The sequence below is a fragment of the Amycolatopsis sp. WQ 127309 genome, assembly GCF_023023025.1.
Taxonomy (GTDB): domain Bacteria; phylum Actinomycetota; class Actinomycetes; order Mycobacteriales; family Pseudonocardiaceae; genus Amycolatopsis.
Genome location: NZ_CP095481.1, coordinates 6,321,337 through 6,336,601, shown reverse-complemented (window position 1 = coordinate 6,336,601; position 15,265 = coordinate 6,321,337). Strand labels below are relative to the sequence as shown.

The window sequence follows — 15,265 nt, the reverse complement described above, 5'->3', positions numbered from 1 at the left end:
CAGCTCGGACTCAGCCGCCCGCGCGGCGGGCGGTCTCAGGTGAGCCGTGTGCGTGGGGGCAGTGGCTTCCGCTCCGCCGCGAACCCCAGGTGCTCCGAAACCTGGGCCGCCGCCTCCGCTGTGCTCCGGCCGGCCGCCTCCAGGCGGTTCGCCAGTCTGGCCGCCGGCGCGGAGATGTTCAGTGCCGCCACCACGCGGCCGCGGAAGTCGCGGACCGGGGCCGATACTCCGGCCAGGCCCTCCTCGAACTCCTCGTGGACGCGGGCGAAGCCGTCGCGGCGGCACTCCTGGATCTTCGCCCAGAGCTGCGGCAGCGTGCGGACCTCCGAGCGCGGGTCGTCGGCGTCGAAGGCGGGGAAGCGGACGTACAGCTCGTCCGGGGTCGCGTCGAGCAGCAGCACCCGCCCGGCCGACGTGCAGTACGCGGGCACCCCGCGTCCCTCCCAGTCGTGGGCGCGGAACGAGTGCCCGGACACCGAGAGCAGCGTCAGCACCTCCTGCTCCCGCAGGACGCACAGGTGGCTGGTCTCCTCCAGCTCCGCCGACAGCGCGTGCATCACCGGCTCGGCGGCGCGCACCAGCCGATCCTCCACCGTGCGCGCGACCAGGGAGAACAGCCGCCAGCCCAGCCGGTAGCCGAGGGTGTCCGGGTCGCGCTCGACAACACCCTCTTCGGCGAGGGCCTTCAGCGCCCGTGAGACCTGGCTCTTCTCCCGGCCGGTCAGCTGCGCCAGCCGGACGACGCCGAGCCCGCCGACCCGCTGCGCTTCGGGTGAGGCGAGCGCCTCCAGCAGGTCCAGGTCGCGGCGCAGACCGTGGCCCGAAGGCCGGGCCGCGTCGGCCGGGAGCGTCATCTCCGGACGTTAACAGTTGGTCTCAGCGCAACGCGCGTTGCGATGTGCCGCCGCCCCTTGCCGCGTCCCGTGGCGGCTCATAACGTCGAAGCCGATGAAGATCACCGACATCGTCCTGGACCGGCTGCGGCTCGACCTAGACCCGCCGCTGCGCGCGGCGTGGGACCCGCGGCCGCGGCGCCACTTCGACGCGACGATCGTGCGCGTCCACACCGACGAAGGCGTCACCGGCATCGGGTCCGGCGACACGATGGCCGGGTTCGACGCCGTCAAGGACCTGTTCCTCGGCGAAGACCCGCTCGACATCGTGCGGCACGTGAAGGCCATCGAGACGGCCAACTTCCACGGCGGCCGCTTCTGGCCGCTGGAGGCCGCGCTCTGGGACGTCATCGGCCAGGTCGCCGGGCTCTCGGTCGCGACGCTGTTCGGCAACGCGGCCAAGGCGGTGCCGGCGTACGCGTCGTCGGCCGAATTGAAGCCGCCCGCGGAACGGGTCGAGACCGCGCTGCGGGCGCGCGAAGCCGGGTTCCGGGCGATGAAGATCCGCATCGACCGGGACCACGTCGCCGACGGGATCGCCGCCGTCACCGCGGTGCGCGACGCGCTCGGGCCCGACTTCGCGATCATGGTCGACCTCAACCAGTCCTGGCGGATGGCCGGGGACACGGCGGCCGCGTCGGATCTCGCCAAGACCCGCGGGATCGTGCGGCGGCTGGCCGAGCTGGATGTCTTCTGGGTCGAGGAGCCGCTCCCCTACGAGGACGTCGACGGCTTCCGGACGCTGCGGGCGGAGAACCCGGGCGTCCGGATCGCGGCCGGCGAGATGCACCACTCGGTGCCCGAACTGCTGCGGTACCTGGAACACGACGTCCTCGACGTCTACCAGATGGACGTCGTGCTCGCGGTCGGCATGCACCGGGCGCGCACGCTCGCCGAAGTGGCCCAGCTCAAGCACCGGGCCTTCACCCCGCACAGCTGGACCAACGGCATCGGCGTGCTGGCCAACCTGCACGTGGCCGCCGGGGTCGGCGGCGGGCCGTTCTTCGAGTTCCCGTGGGACCCGCCCGGCTGGACGCCGCAGCGGCGCGACTTCATGCTGGCGGAGCCGCTCATGATCACCCCCGACGGCACCCTGGAGGTCCCGGCACGACCGGGCCTCGGCATCGAACTGGACGAGGAGGCGGTGGCCCGGTGGCGGATCTGACGCACCAGGACTGGCAGGCCCTGGCGGACAAGCTGACCTTCGAGACCCGGCCGTTCGTCGGCGGCCGGCCCGTCGAGTCCACTTCGGACACAACGTTCGCGAGCACGTCCCCGCGCGACGGCCGGGAGCTGACACGCATCCCGGCCGGGAGCGCCGAAGACGTCGACCGGGCGGTCCGCGTGGCGCGGGAGTCGTTCGAGGACGGCCGGTGGCGCGGCCTCGCACCGCGCGAGCGCAAACGTGTGCTCCTGCGCTGGGCCGAGTCCATCGTGGACAACGCGAACGAGCTGGCGCTGCTCGACTCCCTCGAGATGGGCAAGCCGGTCGGCGAGGCGCGGCGGGTCGACGTCACCAAGGCCGCCGAGACGATCGCCTGGTACGCCGAGACGATCGACAAGACCTACGACGAGGTCGCGCCCACCCCCGGCGACGCGCTGGCGTGGATCACCCGGGAGCCGCTCGGCGTGATCGGCGTCGTCGTCCCGTGGAACTACGCGCTGCTCATCACGTCCTGGAAGCTGGGCCCGGCGCTGGCCACCGGCAACTCCGTCGTCGTCAAGCCCGCCGAACAGACGTCGCTGGCGACGCTGCTGCTGGCCCGGCTGGCGACCGAGGCCGGGCTGCCCGACGGCGTGCTCAACGTCGTCCCGGGCCGCGGCGAGGTCGTCGGCCAGGCGCTGGGGCGGCACCCGGACGTCGACAAGATCGCCTTCACCGGCTCGGCCGAGGTCGCGCGGTTGTTCCAGGTCTACGCCGGGGAGTCCAACGGCAAGCAGGTCGCCGTCGAGGCGGGCGGCAAGTCACCGCAGCTCGTCCTGCCCGGCGCCGACCTCGCGGCGGCGGCACAGGCGGTCGCGTGGGGCATCTTCTACAACGCCGGGCAGACCTGCAACGCGGGTTCGCGCCTGGTCGTGCCCACCGCGTTGAAGGACGAACTGCTCGCCGAGGTCGTCTCGATCACGGACTCGACGTTCCGGATCGGCGACCCGCTCGACCCGGCGACCGTGCTCGGCCCGCTCGTCGACGACGTCCAGCTGGACCGCGTCCTGGGTTACCTCGACGGCGCCCGGGCCGACGGCGCGACGATCGCCCACGGCGGCGAGCGGGTGCTGACCGAGACCGGCGGGACGTACCTCGAACCGACCATCGTGGACGGTGTGCGGCCCGGGATGGCCATCGCCCGCGAGGAAGTCTTCGGACCGGTCCTGTCGGTGCTCACCTACGACGGCGACGTCGGCGAAGGCGTCCGGCTGGCCAACGACAGCGACTTCGGGCTGGTCGCGTCGGTCTGGACGCGGGACGTCACCACCGCCCACCGCGTCGCGCGCCGGTTGCGCGCCGGGACGGTGTGGATCAACACCTTCGACGCCAGCGACGTGATCACCCCGTTCGGCGGCTTCAAAGCGACCGGCGCCGGCCGGGACAAGTCGTTGCACGCCTTGGACGCCTACACCGCCCTCAAGACCACCTGGCTCGCGCTCCCGGAGGATTAGCGTGCGACTGAGCATCGAACCCACCGGCCGGACGGAGTTCGGCCCGGGTGTGGTCGCCGACCTGCCCGCCTACGTCGACACCCTGGGGCGGACCCGCGCGTTCGTGGTCACCGACCGGGGCCTGCGGGCCACCGGGATCGTCGGGCGCGTCGAGCAGATCCTGGCCGCGGCCGGGCTCAAGCACGCCGTCCACGAGGACGTCGGCCCGAACCCGTCGACCGCCGAGCTCGACCGCGGTGCCGCGCGGCTGCGCGAGTTCGGCGACGCCGCCGTGGTCGCCCTCGGCGGCGGCTCGGCGCTGGACGCGGCCAAGGGCATCTCGCTGCTCGCCGGCAACCCCGGCGCGGCGGCCGCGGACGCGGACCGGCTGTGGGACGCGGCGGAGGGACTGCCCCTCATCGCCGTCCCGACGACGTCGGGCACCGGCGCCGAGACCAACGGTTTCGGCGTCACGGAAGACCTGTGCGCCCGCCGGAAGGTCTACATCGGACACCCGTCGGTGAAGCCGCGGATCGCGGTGCTGGACCCGGAGCTGACCGTCGGCCTGCCACCGGCGGTCACCGCGGCCACCGGCCTGGACGCGCTCGTGCACGGCATCGAATCGCTCGCCTCGCGCGGGTCGAGCCCGGTGTCCGCGGCCTACGCGGCCCAGGCGGTCACCTTGGTCGGCCGCTGGCTGCCGGTCGCCCACCGCGACGGCGGTGACCTGGAAGCGCGCTCGCAGCTGATGCTCGGGGCCCACCTGGCGGGCCACGCGCTGACGCTGTCGGGCCTCGGCTTGGTCCACGGCCTCGGCCACGCGCTGACCGCCCACACGGGCACCCCCCACGGCGTCGCGCTGGCCGCGGTGCTCGAGGAGGTGATGGCCTTCAGCGCGCCGACCGCTCAAGCCGCGTACGAGGCGGTGGGCCGCGCACTGCGGGTCACGCCCGAACCGGACTGGGCGGCGGCGTCGATCGCGGCGGTCCGCGAGGTCTCGGGCGCGCTCGGGATCAAGCGCCCGCTGCGCGACCTCGGTGTCACGGCGGACCTGATCCCGGCGATCGCCGAGGGCGCGCTGGCCGACGCGGTGACCAAGAACGCCCCACGGCACCCCTCCGAGGCGGAGACCGTGGAACTGCTGCGGTCGGTGTACTAGGGTGACTCGAACAAAGGACAGCCTAACCTAACCGGGGGTCGAGATGGCGCGGCAGAACCTGACGGCCACCCGGATCAAGCCGGAGACCACCGAACTGCTCACCATGCGGGTGCTTCGCCGTGAACGGCTCTCGCCGCACTTCGCGCGGGTCACCCTCGGGCAGGACGACGTCGACTCGTTCACGCCGATGGGGTTCGACCAGTGGTTCCGGCTGTTCATCCCGGTGGCGGAGGGGTCCCTCGACAGGCTGCCGAACAAGCTCAACGCGCTGGCGTACGCCAGGTTCCTGACCATCACCAAGACGAGCCGGCCCGTGCTGCGCAGCTACTCCGTCCGCGCGTACCGGCCCGACGGCCCCGACGGACCGGAGCTCGACGTCGACTTCGTCCTGCACGGCTCCGCCGCGGACGGGACCGCGGGCCCGGCCGCGACCTGGGCGCAGCACTGCACGCGGGGCGACGCCGTCGCGATCCTCGACGAGGGCATCGGCTTCAACCCGGCACCCGGCCGCGAGCACTTCCTGCTCGTCGCCGACGAGACCGGCCTGCCGGCGATCGCGGGCGTGCTCGCCGCACTCCCCCGCGACGCGACCGGGCACGCCCTGATCGAGCTCCCCGACGCCGAGGATCAGCAGCCGCTCGACGCACCCCCCGGGGTCGAGGTCACCTGGCTGGCGCGCGGCCGCGGCGCCGCCGCCGGACAGGTGGTGCTGGCCGCCGCCCAGGACACGCCCGTGCCGGCGGTTCCGGTGCACGGCTGGGTGGTCGGGGAATCGGCCATGGCCGTCGCCCTGCGCCGGCACTGGGTGCGGGCCGGGATCCCCAAGGACGACGTCATGTTCTGCGGCTACTGGAAGGCGCGCTGAATCCGCGTTCCTGGACGACCCACGTGTTGCCGTCCGGGTCCGCGAAGTCCAGGAAACTCGCGTAGTCCCGCCGCCGAGGATCGGCTCCGGGCGCGAAATCCCCTTGCCAGTCCACGGATTTCTTGTGCCGGACCTCGCTCACGGGGACACCGCGGCCGGCCAGTTCGCGGTGCGCGGCTTCGATGTCGGCCACCACCAGGTAACCGGCGCGGGCCGAGCCGGGGGCCGCGTCGGTCAGGCCGGTGCCGAGCTGGATCGAGCACGCCGAGCCGGGCGGGGTCAGCTGCACGACGCGGAACCCGTCGTTCGGCCGGTAGTCGACGTCCAAGGCGAAGCCGGCTTGGCCGGTGTAGAACCGGATCGCCCGGTCGACGTCGGCGACGGGCAGGGTGACGACCTCGATGCGGTAGTCCATGGCGCGGGCGTCGCGCGGCGTCGGGGTGGACATGAGTGCTCCTTTCAGACGAGGGGTTCGCCGCCGTCGACGCCGAGCGTGACGCCGGTCAGGAAGGTGTTCGTGAGCGCGAAGACGACCGCGTCGGCGATGTCTCCGGGGTGGCCGATGCGCCGCGCGGGGTTCGTGGCCGTGCGAGTGGCGAACAGCTCGGCTTTCTTGTCCGCGCCGAGGCCGTCGTAGGCGCCGGTGTCGATCGTGCCCGGTGAGACCGCCGTGACGCGGATCGGCGCCAGCTCGACCGCGAGGCCGCGCGTCACCACGTCGACGGCCGCGTTGGTGGCGCCCACCGCGAGCATGCCGGCGGCGGGTTTGCGGGCGGACGAGCCCGAGAAGAAGACGAACGAGCCGTCCTCCGGCATCCGCGGCGCGAGGTACTTGGCCAGCAGGATCGGGCCGAGCACCTTGACCTCGAACGACTTCAGCACGGTGTCGTGGTCGAGGTCGCCGACCGCGCCGCGGGCGCGGGCCGAAGCGGTCGACACGACGTGGTCGACCCGGCCGAGCCGTTCGGCCAGCGCGGCCACGCCGGCTTCGTCGGTGAGATCGGCTTGCTCGGCCGTGACGCCCGGGTCGTCGTACGCCGCGGCGAGGGCTTCCGGGTCGCGGCCGGCGACGACGACCGTCGCGCCCGCCTCCCGCAGGGCCAGGGTGACGGCGCGGGCGATCCCGCTGCCGCGGCCGATGACGAGCACGCGGCGGTCTTTCAGGGTGGTGGACATGATCACTCCGTTCCGGTGGGTGCGGCCGCGGCGCGGGACCGCAGCTCGTCGGGATCGAGGCCGCGGTCGACGCCGTGCGGGGACACGGACTGGCCCGGTTCGAGGGCCAGCTTGCGGTCGTCGAGGTGGACGTCGACGAGGTCCGGTTCGAACGAGACGAACCCGGACACCCGGGCCACCTCGGGCCACGCCTCGGGGTACGACCACGCGGCGCGCTTGCGGGAGCCGATGTCGAAGTAGCCGGCCAAACCCTTGTAGGGGCAGAAGGTCTGCCCCTCGACCGGGGTCAGGGCCGCCTGGTCGACGTCTTCGCGCGGCACGTACCAGCGCGGCGCGAAGCCGGACTCGTAGAGCACGACCGGGCGATGGGTGTCGGCGACGACGCGATCGCCGTCGCGCACCACGAGGTGCCGGGACGTCCGCCGGATGTCGACGCGGTGGTACGGGTCGGCCGCGTGCCCGAGGATCCGCTCGTCCTCCTCGTAGAAGGCGTCCATCGCCCGCCAGGCGAAGGCGACGCGGTCGCGCAGCACAGCGGCGTGGTCCGGGAGCCCGGTGTACTGCCAGGCCGCCCGCGGCGCCTCCTGCTCCCCCGCCCGCACGGTGAACCACGCGGCCGGGCCGAGCTCGCGGTGGGTCGTCGTGCGCGGTTCGGTGCCGAGCAAGCCTTCGGCGACGTCGGCGCGCGGGAAGTACGCCACCGGGTAGCGGTTCGGCTCGTGCAGGAGCACGACGTCTTCACTGTCGGCCACCCACTGCCCGCCGAAGCGGACGCGCATCCGGCGGCGCAGTGGCTCGGCGAACAGCAGCCGCTCCGGCAGCGGCTGCGGCACCAGGAAGTGCCCGACCGACCGCTCCGAGAGCGGTCCTTGCTGCCATGACAGTCCCATGACCTGCCCCTTTCCGACTAACCCCATCGATCAGCTTTACTGGTTAGACACGGAACCACAGGAGGGTGTAACCTGTCAACTACGAGTTGGGAGGTTAGACCGATGGGCTTCGAAAAGCTGCTGCTCGACCTGCTGAACAGCACCCCCGTGCGCAACGGCGCACCCGAGGACGACCTGGCCGACGCGGCACTCGGCCGCAGCTGGCTCGCCGCCCACGGCCAGCCGGCCTCCGAAGCGGAGTGGCAGGCGCTGCGCGAGGCGCGTGCCGTGCTGCAGCGGATCGTGCGCGGCGAGGACCCGGCGGCGTCGGCCGCGCCGTTCGTCGAAGGCTTGAGCTACCGGGCGCACTTCGCGGACGACGAGATCCAGTGGGAGCTCGACCCCGCGCCGGGCCATTCCGCCGCGTCCCGGGCCGTGCTCGCCTGGGCCGACCTCACGAAGGCCGGCGGGAACCGGCTGCGCCCGTGCGCGAACCCGGAGTGCCGGCTGTTCCTGATCGACCACAGCAAACCCAACAGCGCCCGCTGGTGCTCGATGGCGGTCTGCGGCAACCGCATGAAGGCCCGGCGGCACTACCAGCGCTCGCGCGCCGAACCCGCGGAGTGAAACCGTGCCCAGACTGCTGTCCCTCAACGTCGGGAAACCGAAGGACGTGCCCTGGCAGGGCCGGACCGTCCACACCGGAATCTTCAAGTACCCCGTCGACGGCCCGGCGATGGTCCGCCGGCTCAACATCGACGGTGACGGCCAAGGTGACCTGGGCGGCCACGGCGGCGAGAACCGCGCGGTGCTCGTCTACCAGCGCCAGTCCTACGACTTCTGGCGCGCCGAACTGGGCCGGGACGACCTCGAATACGGCCAGTTCGGCGAGAACTTCACCGTCGACGGCCTGTCCGACGACGAGGTGCACATCGGCGACCGGTACCGGATCGGGGAGGCCGAGCTCGAGGTCACACAGCCGCGCGTCACGTGCTTCCGGGTGGGGATGCGCCTCGGCGAGCCGCGGATCCCGGCGCTGCTGGTCGCGCACCACCGGCCCGGCTTCTACCTGCGGGTGATCCGCGAAGGCCAGGTCCGGGCGGGCGACGAGATCGTCCGCACCCGGACCGGGCGTCACGAGATGAGCGTCGCCGACATCGACGCGCTCCTCTACCTGCCCGGGCGCGACACCGCCGATCTCCGCAAGGCCGTCGACATCCCGGCGCTCAGTCCCGGCTGGCAGGGGTCGTTCCGCGACCTGCTCGCCGGGCACGAACACGAACACAAGCCCGAAACCGTGGCCTGGACCGGGTTCCGCGAGCTGCGCGTGTCCCGCGTCGTGCCGGAGAGCACCACCGTCACGTCGATCCACCTCACGGCCGCGGACGGCGCACCGCTGCCCCGGCCCGAGCCCGGCCAGTTCCTCACGCTGCGCGTCCCCGGGGCCGGCGACCCGGCGCCGGTCCGCAGCTACTCACTCTCGGCGATGCCTTCGGACACCGAGTACCGCATCAGCGTCAAGCGGGAGGACCACGGCGCGGTGAGCGGTTTCCTGCACACCCGGCTGACCGCCGGCGCGGTCCTGCCGGTCGCCGCGCCCCGCGGTGACTTCGTCCTGGCCGAAGACGACTCGCCGGTGCTCTTGATCTCCGCCGGCATCGGCGTCACGCCGGTCCTGGCGATGCTGCACACGCTGGCTGCACACCAGCCGCTCGGCCGCCGAGCACGCCTTCGCCGCCGAAGCGCACACGCTGCTCGCCGGTCTCCCCCACGCCCGCGAACACGTCTACTACACGACGGAAACCCCGCCGTCCGGCACCGCGGGCGCCCGGCGGGGCCGGCTCGACCGGGCCGCTTTGTCCACTTTGGACCTGCCGATCGACGCGACCGCATACGTTTGCGGTCCCGAGGGTTTCATGTCCGCGACGCGGGACGCGCTCGTCGGGCTCGGCCTGGCACCCGGCCGGGTCCACAGTGAACTGTTCGGCGCACTGCCGGCGATCAACCCCGGGATCGTCGACGCCGTCCACGCGCCACCCCACCCACCGGCCACGCCGCCGGGCACCGGCCCCCGGGTCACGTTCGCCCGCAGCGGGCTGACGGTGCCGTGGAGCGCGGACTACCCGAACGTCCTGGAGTTCGCCGAGGCGTGTGACGTGCCGACCCGCTGGTCGTGCCGGTCCGGCGTCTGCCAGACGTGCGTGACGCCGGTGCTGTCGGGCGAGGTCGGCTACGAGCCCGACCCGCTGGAGGACCCACCACCGGGCACGGCGCTGGTGTGCTGCGCCCGGCCGCGGTCGGACCTGGTGCTGGACCTGTGACCGCCCGGACGGCGTACTCGCGAGAGCCGTGGCAGTCTCGGGACCATGACGTCAGAACGGTTCGAAGTGACCCGCAAGGTCGAGGCGCCGCCGGCGAAGGTGTTCGCCCTGCTGACCGACCCCCGGGGGCACGTCGCCATCGACAGCTCCGGGATGCTGCAGTCCGCGGACGGCGAACCGGTCCGCGGGGTGGGCGACGAGTTCGTCGTGCACATGGACCGCGAGTCCCTCAACGACGTGCCGATGGGCAAGTACGACGTCACGGTGATCATCACCCGCTACGAGCAGGACAGCCGGCTGGAGTGGACGATCTCCGGCACCATCCAGCCACCGATCCGGCACCTCTACGGCTACCGGCTCGAGGCGGACGGCACCGGCACGCTCGTGACGTCGTACTACGACTGGAGCCAGATCGAGGAGCGGTACCGGGACAAGATCACCTTCCCGATCATCCCCGAAACGGCGTTGCGCGCCACCCTCGGCATCCTGGCCCGGACGGTCGAGTGACCGAGGTATGAGTGACGGCGTGGAGTAGCGACTCAAGTCGGGTGTCCGGGGTGATCACGCGGACTAAAGTGAGCTCACCCCGACCGCCGGAGGGGCCGTGGAGCTGGAACTGCGTCACCTGCACGCGCTCGTGGCCGATACGCGCAGTTTCACCCGGGCCGTCCGGGTGCTGCGGGTTTCCAGCCCGTGCTGTCCGGGCTGCTGCGGCGGGTCGAGCGCTCGGTCGGCGGCCTGCTGTTCGTCGCTCCCCCCACCGGCTGCGTGCCGACGCCGCTGGGCGCGGACGTCGTCGCCGAAGCCCGCACCGTGCTCGCCGGCGTCTCCGCGCTGACCGAACGGATCGGCGAACAGCGGGCGCCCGCCGGGCCGTTGCGCGTCGGCGGGTACTGCGGCTTCCTGCACCTGGCCGTCTCGCGGTGGCTGCGGGACCAGCCGTGGTGCCACGGCGTGAGCGTCCAGGAGAACCAGGACGAGGCCGTGGCGTCGGCGCGGGTCGCCGCGGGCTCGCTCGACCTGGCGCTGGTCTACCTCCCGCCGTTGCCGGACGCGGTCGTGCCGGACGGCGCCGGGAGCGTCGTCGTGCACCCGCGGGAGCCGGTGTTCGTGATCCTCGCGCACGACCACCCCTTGGCGCGGAACCGGACCGTGCCGTTCGCCGGGCTCGCCGAGCACCCGTGGGCGGACGACCCGCCGGGCACCACGCGGTGGTCGGCCTACCTGCAGCGGGTGTGCCGCCGGCACGGCGTCGCGCTCGACCAGCCGCAGTGCCTGGCGACGCTGCAGGACCTCGTCCGGGCCGGCATGGCCGTCGCACCGGCGCTCGCGACGCGCGAGGACCTGCCGGCCACCATCGTCGTGCGGGCCATCGAAGGCGCGCCCCTGTGGCAGGAGCTGCGGCTCTGCTACCGGCCGGCTGAGCTGACACCGGTGGCCGCGGTCGCCGCGGTCGTCGTGGTGCTCGCCGGGCCGGCGTTCACCCCGGTCTCAGACGGTCACGCGCCAGGTGCTGCTCGGCGACGGCACCTCGAACCGCAGCGTCGAGCAGTCGTAGTCGGCGGGCCGCGGGTTCGCGGTGGGCCGCGGCGGCGAGTTCGTCGCCGACGCCGCCACCCACTGCCCGGTGGGCACGCAGCCGCAGCGAGCCCGACTCGAACACCGCGCCCCGCGCGTCCGCGCAGTAGTAGGCGTTGCCGGTCGCGGGGTTGCGCGTCGAGTAGAGCTCGAAGATGTCCCAGCCCTCGTCGAGCCCGCTCTGGACGTCCGATGAGTTGGAGATCCGCGGACTCGGCGTGACGCTCTGGGTCACGACCAGGCCGTGGCGCCGGCGCGAGCTGGGGTTCCGGCCCCCAGAAGGTGTGCTTCTGCGCGGCGGCCCGGGGCGCCGCGCGGCCGGCCTGCACCCGGCGGATCTCCATCTCGGCATCTCCTCGTCGGCGAAGGGATCCGCGCGGACGGCAGGGAGCGGGGAGGACGCCGTCCGCGGGCCACCGGAGGTCAGGCCGGGCTTTCTCTTGTGCGGCAGCGACTTTCGACGGGTCGGAGCACGTCGTCGCAGGCCACCGGGGTCATACGATCTGCGACGGCGAGGCGTTATGCCCCGTTCGGCGCAGACCGCGTCCGGAGTGGACGGACACGCGCGTTCGGCGCGGCGGCCCGCGCGGATGGGTGCGGCACCCGTTCGGGCCAGTCCGGTCCCAGGTCATGGGCACGGTTGCGCATGGCTGCATGGAAGGGTCCACTCGGCCGAGCCACTACTACCGCGGAAGGACCACCATGTCGGTCACCGACGACCTCCTGGCCAACAACGCCGAGTACGCCGCGCAGTTCTCCGGGCCGCTGCCGCTGCCGCCCGCCAAGCACGTTGCCGTCCTGGCCTGCATGGACGCCCGCATCAACGTCTACGGCGTCCTCGGCCTCAACGAAGGCGAAGCCCACGTCATCCGCAACGCCGGCGGCGTCGTCACCGAGGACGAGATCCGGTCGCTGGCCATCAGCCAGCGGCTGCTCGGCACCGAGGAGATCATCCTCATCCACCACACCGACTGCGGGATGCTGACCTTCACCGACGACGACTTCAAGAAGTCGATCCAGGAGGACGTCGGCGTCAAGCCCGCGTGGGCCGCCGAGGCCTTCACCGACCCCGACACCGACGTCCGCCAGTCGATCGCGCGGATCAAGAACAGCCCGTACATCCCCAAGAAGGACTCGGTGCGCGGGTTCGTCTTCGACGTCGCGACCGGGAAGCTGAACGAGGTCGCCTGACGGCGTTCAGGCGGTGAACGGCGCGGGACCGAACCGGCCCCACGCCAGGAACGCCGCGAGCGCGAGGTAGGTCAGGTTCAGCGCCACGAACCGGCTGGCACCGTCGTGGCGGAGGTGGGTGATCATCGCGCCGATCATCAGCACCACCCAGCAGGCGGCGGTGACCGGCACGAGCACCGGCGCGACGCCGGTGAGAGCGGGCAGAACCAGGCCGATCGCGGCCAGGAGCTCGAGGACCCCGAGGGTCTTCACGAAGCCGGCACCGAAGTCCCCGGTCCACTGCCCGCCGGGGATCCCGGCCAGTTTCTCCTTGGCCACGAAGGTCTTGCTGATCCCACCGGTCAGCGCGACGACGGCGAGCAGCCCGGCGACGATCCACAGTGCGAGGTTCACGGGGTTCTCCTTGAGGTCTCGGTGATCGACCTCGAGATGCCGCCGGACCGGAGTTTGTGACACCTCGGGAGACATTGCGGAAGGTGAGCACGCGGCTACGTCGAAGACGTCGATACCGCACCTTTCGGGCGATGAAGGTGATCTCCTCCAACAGGGCGTAACGGATCACCCGCTTGGTCGATAGTCCGTTCGTGTCCGGGACGCCCGGACCTTCACGAGGGGACCCATCGCTCATGTCTCGACTCCGCCTGGGAGCGCTCATCGCCACCGGGGCCGTCGCCGCCCTGATCTCCACCGGGTGCTCCAGCACCTCCGGGACCGCCGAGCCGGCCGGCGCGTCCGCCGCTCCCGCCGCCGCGTCCACCTCCGCCGAGGCCAAGGCCGCGTCGCTCGACGCCAAGCAGGCCGGGACCGCCGTGGTCGCCGCCGCGAAGCAGGCCAAGGCCGTGCACGTCCGGGGCACCGTCTCCGAGGGCGGGAACATCAACCTGGACCTGCAGCTCAACCCGGACAGCGCGAGCGGCACCATCGTGAAGGACGGCCTCGAGGTCCCGGTGCTGCGCGTCGGGGACAAGTACTACTTCCGGTTCAGCGAGTCGCTGATCAAGGAGGCCGGGATCCCGGCGTCGCTGAGCAAGCCGCTCAAGGACAAGTGGGTGCCCTCGACGTCCCAGATCGGCGCCGGCATGGGCGAGGCGTTCAAGCAGTTCCTCGACTACAAGACCTTCACCGACAACACCATCGGCGAGATCGACTCGGCGACCTTCTCCGGCGGCGAGCAGACGACCGCGGGCGGCGTCCCGGCCCTGAACTTCACCAGCTCCGACGGCACCGCGACGGTGGCCGCCGCCGAGCCGCACTACCTGCTGCGCATGCAGGAACCGAAGAGCGGCACGATGGAGTTCAGCGACTGGGACAAGCCGACGACGGTCACCGCGCCGAAGGCCTCCGAGATCTACTCCGGCCCGGGCGCCTGACCCGACCGACCCCCGAGCCCGGCAGCGACACGCTGCCGGGCTCGGTGTCGTTTCACGCCTTCAGCGCCGCCAGCTCCACCCGGCGACCAGTACGCGACGACGTCAGCCCCGCCTCGGCCAGGTGAATGCCGCGCGCGCCGGCCAGGAAGTCGTACGGGTGGGGCTCGTCCGCGACGACGTGGCGGACGAACTGCTCCCACTGCGCCTTGAAGCCGTTGCCGAACTCGGCGTTGTCCGGCACCTCCTGCCACTGCGCGCGGTAGTCCCGCGTCTCCGGCAGGTCCGGGTCCCACACCGGCTTCGGCGTCACCTCGCGCGGCTGGACGACGCACTTGTGCAGGCCGGCCACCGCGCTCCCCCGCGTGCCGTCCACCTGGAACTCGACCAGCTCGTCGCGGTGCACGCGCACGCACCACGACGAGTTCAGCTGCGCGACGATCCCGCCGTCCAGCTCGAAGATCGCGTACGCGGCGTCGTCGGCCGTCGCGTCGTAGGTGGTGCCCTGCTCGTCCACCCGGGACGGGATGTGGGTCACGGCGCGCGCGGTCACCGCGCGGACCGCGCCGAACAGGTTCTCCAGCACGTAGTTCCAGTGGCAGAACATGTCCACGACGATGCCGCCGCCGTCCTCGGCCCGGTAGTTCCAGCTCGGCCGCTGCGCGCTCTGCCAGTCGCCTTCGAAGACCCAGTAGCCGAACTCCCCGCGCACGGACAGGATCCGCCCGAAGAACCCGCTGTCCACCAGCCGCGCGAGCTTGCGCAGGCCGGGCAGGTACAGCTTGTCGTGCACGACGCCGTTCTTCACGCCCGCCGCGGCCGCCTGCCGGGCGAGCGTCAACGCGCCCTCGACGGATTCCGCCAGGGGCTTCTCGGTGTAGATGTGCTTGCCGGCGTCGATCGCCCGGCTGATCGACTTCTCGCGGACCGACGTCAGCTGCGCGTCGAAGTACAGCGGGAAGTCCTTGTCGGCGAGGGCGGTGTCGAGGTCGGTCGTCCAGCGGGTCAGGCCGTGCCGGCTCGCGATCTCGGACAGCTTGTCGTCGCTGCGGCCGACGAGCAGCGGTTCGAGCTGCACGCGGGAGCCGTCGGCGAGCAGGACGCCGCCCTGCTCGCGGATCGCCAGGACCGAGCGCACCAGGTGCTGGCGGTAGCCCATCCGGCCGGTGACGCCGTTGAGCACGACGCCCAGGCTGTGTTTCGTCATTT

The 15,265-nt window shown here is 72.3% G+C and carries 16 protein-coding genes and 3 pseudogenes; 12 read left to right on the top strand and 7 right to left on the bottom strand.

Features of this window, described 5'->3' with window-relative positions:
- Window positions 1-35 precede the first annotated feature (35 nt).
- On the bottom strand, window positions 36-854 hold the full coding sequence (locus tag MUY22_RS28970) for an IclR family transcriptional regulator (protein ID WP_247049732.1): 819 nt from the start codon (window positions 852-854) through the stop codon (window positions 36-38).
- A gap of 94 nt (window positions 855-948) precedes the next feature.
- Between MUY22_RS28970 and MUY22_RS28965 the strand changes: the two genes are divergently transcribed.
- Genes MUY22_RS28965 through MUY22_RS28950 form a run of 4 tightly spaced genes read left to right on the top strand, consistent with a single transcriptional unit; the run spans window position 949 to window position 5,554 of the window.
- On the top strand, window positions 949-2,058 hold the full coding sequence (locus tag MUY22_RS28965) for a mandelate racemase/muconate lactonizing enzyme family protein (protein WP_247049730.1): 1,110 nt from the start codon (window positions 949-951) through the stop codon (window positions 2,056-2,058).
- Window positions 2,046-3,551: an aldehyde dehydrogenase gene (locus tag MUY22_RS28960; protein ID WP_247049728.1), complete on the top strand. Its 1,506-nt coding sequence runs from the start codon at window positions 2,046-2,048 to the stop codon at window positions 3,549-3,551. The genes MUY22_RS28965 and MUY22_RS28960 overlap by 13 nt, the downstream gene beginning before the upstream one ends.
- 1 nt (window position 3,552) lies before the next feature.
- Window positions 3,553-4,689 (top strand): iron-containing alcohol dehydrogenase family protein, encoded by a 1,137-nt coding sequence (locus MUY22_RS28955; protein WP_247049726.1) that lies wholly within the window; start codon window positions 3,553-3,555, stop codon window positions 4,687-4,689.
- A 43-nt stretch (window positions 4,690-4,732) separates the two neighbouring features.
- Window positions 4,733-5,554, top strand: a complete 822-nt coding sequence (locus MUY22_RS28950) for a siderophore-interacting protein (protein ID WP_247049725.1) — start codon at window positions 4,733-4,735, stop codon at window positions 5,552-5,554.
- Here the strand turns inward: MUY22_RS28950 and MUY22_RS28945 are convergent.
- Genes MUY22_RS28945 through MUY22_RS28935 form a run of 3 tightly spaced genes read right to left on the bottom strand, consistent with a single transcriptional unit; the run spans window position 5,523 to window position 7,620 of the window.
- Window positions 5,523-6,002 (bottom strand): VOC family protein, encoded by a 480-nt coding sequence (locus MUY22_RS28945; protein ID WP_247049724.1) that lies wholly within the window; start codon window positions 6,000-6,002, stop codon window positions 5,523-5,525. The genes MUY22_RS28950 and MUY22_RS28945 overlap by 32 nt on opposite strands.
- Window positions 6,003-6,013: 11 nt before the next feature.
- On the bottom strand, window positions 6,014-6,730 hold the full coding sequence (locus tag MUY22_RS28940; protein WP_247049722.1) for an SDR family oxidoreductase: 717 nt from the start codon (window positions 6,728-6,730) through the stop codon (window positions 6,014-6,016).
- 2 nt (window positions 6,731-6,732) lie between these two features.
- Window positions 6,733-7,620 (bottom strand): DUF427 domain-containing protein, encoded by an 888-nt coding sequence (locus tag MUY22_RS28935; RefSeq protein WP_247049720.1) that lies wholly within the window; start codon window positions 7,618-7,620, stop codon window positions 6,733-6,735.
- 102 nt (window positions 7,621-7,722) lie between these two features.
- Here MUY22_RS28935 and MUY22_RS28930 point away from each other — a divergent pair, with 102 nt between their 5' ends.
- From MUY22_RS28930 to MUY22_RS49775, 6 genes and pseudogenes are all read left to right on the top strand, one after another.
- Window positions 7,723-8,226: a CGNR zinc finger domain-containing protein gene (locus tag MUY22_RS28930; protein WP_247049718.1), complete on the top strand. Its 504-nt coding sequence runs from the start codon at window positions 7,723-7,725 to the stop codon at window positions 8,224-8,226.
- A gap of 109 nt (window positions 8,227-8,335) precedes the next feature.
- Window positions 8,336-8,809, top strand: a pseudogene (locus tag MUY22_RS28925) (MOSC domain-containing protein); the annotation flags it as partial.
- 487 nt (window positions 8,810-9,296) lie between these two features.
- Window positions 9,297-9,470 (top strand): annotated as a pseudogene (locus MUY22_RS28920) (hypothetical protein); the annotation flags it as partial.
- A gap of 45 nt (window positions 9,471-9,515) precedes the next feature.
- On the top strand, window positions 9,516-9,920 hold the full coding sequence (locus tag MUY22_RS28915; protein WP_247049716.1) for a 2Fe-2S iron-sulfur cluster-binding protein: 405 nt from the start codon (window positions 9,516-9,518) through the stop codon (window positions 9,918-9,920).
- Between the two features lie 45 nt (window positions 9,921-9,965).
- Entirely contained in the window at window positions 9,966-10,427 is a 462-nt protein-coding gene (locus MUY22_RS28910) for an SRPBCC family protein (RefSeq protein ID WP_247049714.1), read from the top strand.
- A gap of 186 nt (window positions 10,428-10,613) precedes the next feature.
- Window positions 10,614-11,300, top strand: a pseudogene (locus MUY22_RS49775) (LysR substrate-binding domain-containing protein); the annotation flags it as partial.
- A gap of 100 nt (window positions 11,301-11,400) precedes the next feature.
- Here the strand turns inward: MUY22_RS49775 and MUY22_RS28895 are convergent.
- Window positions 11,401-11,733 carry a hypothetical protein gene (locus MUY22_RS28895; RefSeq protein WP_247064514.1) on the bottom strand — a complete coding sequence of 111 codons (333 nt, stop codon included), beginning with the start codon at window positions 11,731-11,733 and terminating at the stop codon, window positions 11,401-11,403.
- Between the two features lie 467 nt (window positions 11,734-12,200).
- Here MUY22_RS28895 and MUY22_RS28890 point away from each other — a divergent pair, with 467 nt between their 5' ends.
- The gene (locus MUY22_RS28890) at window positions 12,201-12,689 is read left to right on the top strand and encodes a carbonic anhydrase (RefSeq protein WP_247049712.1); all 489 of its coding nucleotides are present in this window, start codon (window positions 12,201-12,203) and stop codon (window positions 12,687-12,689) included.
- 6 nt (window positions 12,690-12,695) lie between these two features.
- Here MUY22_RS28890 and MUY22_RS28885 read toward each other — a convergent pair whose 3' ends face one another.
- Complete coding sequence (locus tag MUY22_RS28885; RefSeq protein ID WP_247049710.1) at window positions 12,696-13,082, bottom strand: DoxX family protein; 387 nt, start codon at window positions 13,080-13,082, stop codon at window positions 12,696-12,698.
- Window positions 13,083-13,315: 233 nt separating this feature from the next.
- Between MUY22_RS28885 and MUY22_RS28880 the strand changes: the two genes are divergently transcribed.
- Window positions 13,316-14,059: a hypothetical protein gene (locus MUY22_RS28880; protein ID WP_247049708.1), complete on the top strand. Its 744-nt coding sequence runs from the start codon at window positions 13,316-13,318 to the stop codon at window positions 14,057-14,059.
- 52 nt (window positions 14,060-14,111) lie between these two features.
- Here MUY22_RS28880 and MUY22_RS28875 read toward each other — a convergent pair whose 3' ends face one another.
- Window positions 14,112-15,263, bottom strand: coding sequence for a Gfo/Idh/MocA family protein (locus MUY22_RS28875; RefSeq protein ID WP_247049706.1), 1,152 nt, complete (start codon window positions 15,261-15,263; stop codon window positions 14,112-14,114).
- Window positions 15,264-15,265: the final 2 nt, after the last annotated feature.

Coding starts and splice junctions, on each gene's coding strand:
- MUY22_RS28970 (WP_247049732.1), bottom strand. CDS start 854: ATGACGCTCCCGGCCGACGCGGCCCGGCCTTCGGGCCACGGTCTGCGC.
- MUY22_RS28965 (WP_247049730.1), top strand. CDS start 949: ATGAAGATCACCGACATCGTCCTGGACCGGCTGCGGCTCGACCTAGAC.
- MUY22_RS28950 (WP_247049725.1), top strand. CDS start 4,733: ATGGCGCGGCAGAACCTGACGGCCACCCGGATCAAGCCGGAGACCACC.
- MUY22_RS28945 (WP_247049724.1), bottom strand. CDS start 6,002: ATGTCCACCCCGACGCCGCGCGACGCCCGCGCCATGGACTACCGCATC.
- MUY22_RS28940 (WP_247049722.1), bottom strand. CDS start 6,730: ATGTCCACCACCCTGAAAGACCGCCGCGTGCTCGTCATCGGCCGCGGC.
- MUY22_RS28935 (WP_247049720.1), bottom strand. CDS start 7,620: ATGGGACTGTCATGGCAGCAAGGACCGCTCTCGGAGCGGTCGGTCGGG.
- MUY22_RS28930 (WP_247049718.1), top strand. CDS start 7,723: ATGGGCTTCGAAAAGCTGCTGCTCGACCTGCTGAACAGCACCCCCGTG.
- MUY22_RS28915 (WP_247049716.1), top strand. CDS start 9,516: ATGTCCGCGACGCGGGACGCGCTCGTCGGGCTCGGCCTGGCACCCGGC.
- MUY22_RS28910 (WP_247049714.1), top strand. CDS start 9,966: ATGACGTCAGAACGGTTCGAAGTGACCCGCAAGGTCGAGGCGCCGCCG.
- MUY22_RS28890 (WP_247049712.1), top strand. CDS start 12,201: ATGTCGGTCACCGACGACCTCCTGGCCAACAACGCCGAGTACGCCGCG.
- MUY22_RS28880 (WP_247049708.1), top strand. CDS start 13,316: ATGTCTCGACTCCGCCTGGGAGCGCTCATCGCCACCGGGGCCGTCGCC.
- MUY22_RS28875 (WP_247049706.1), bottom strand. CDS start 15,263: ATGACGAAACACAGCCTGGGCGTCGTGCTCAACGGCGTCACCGGCCGG.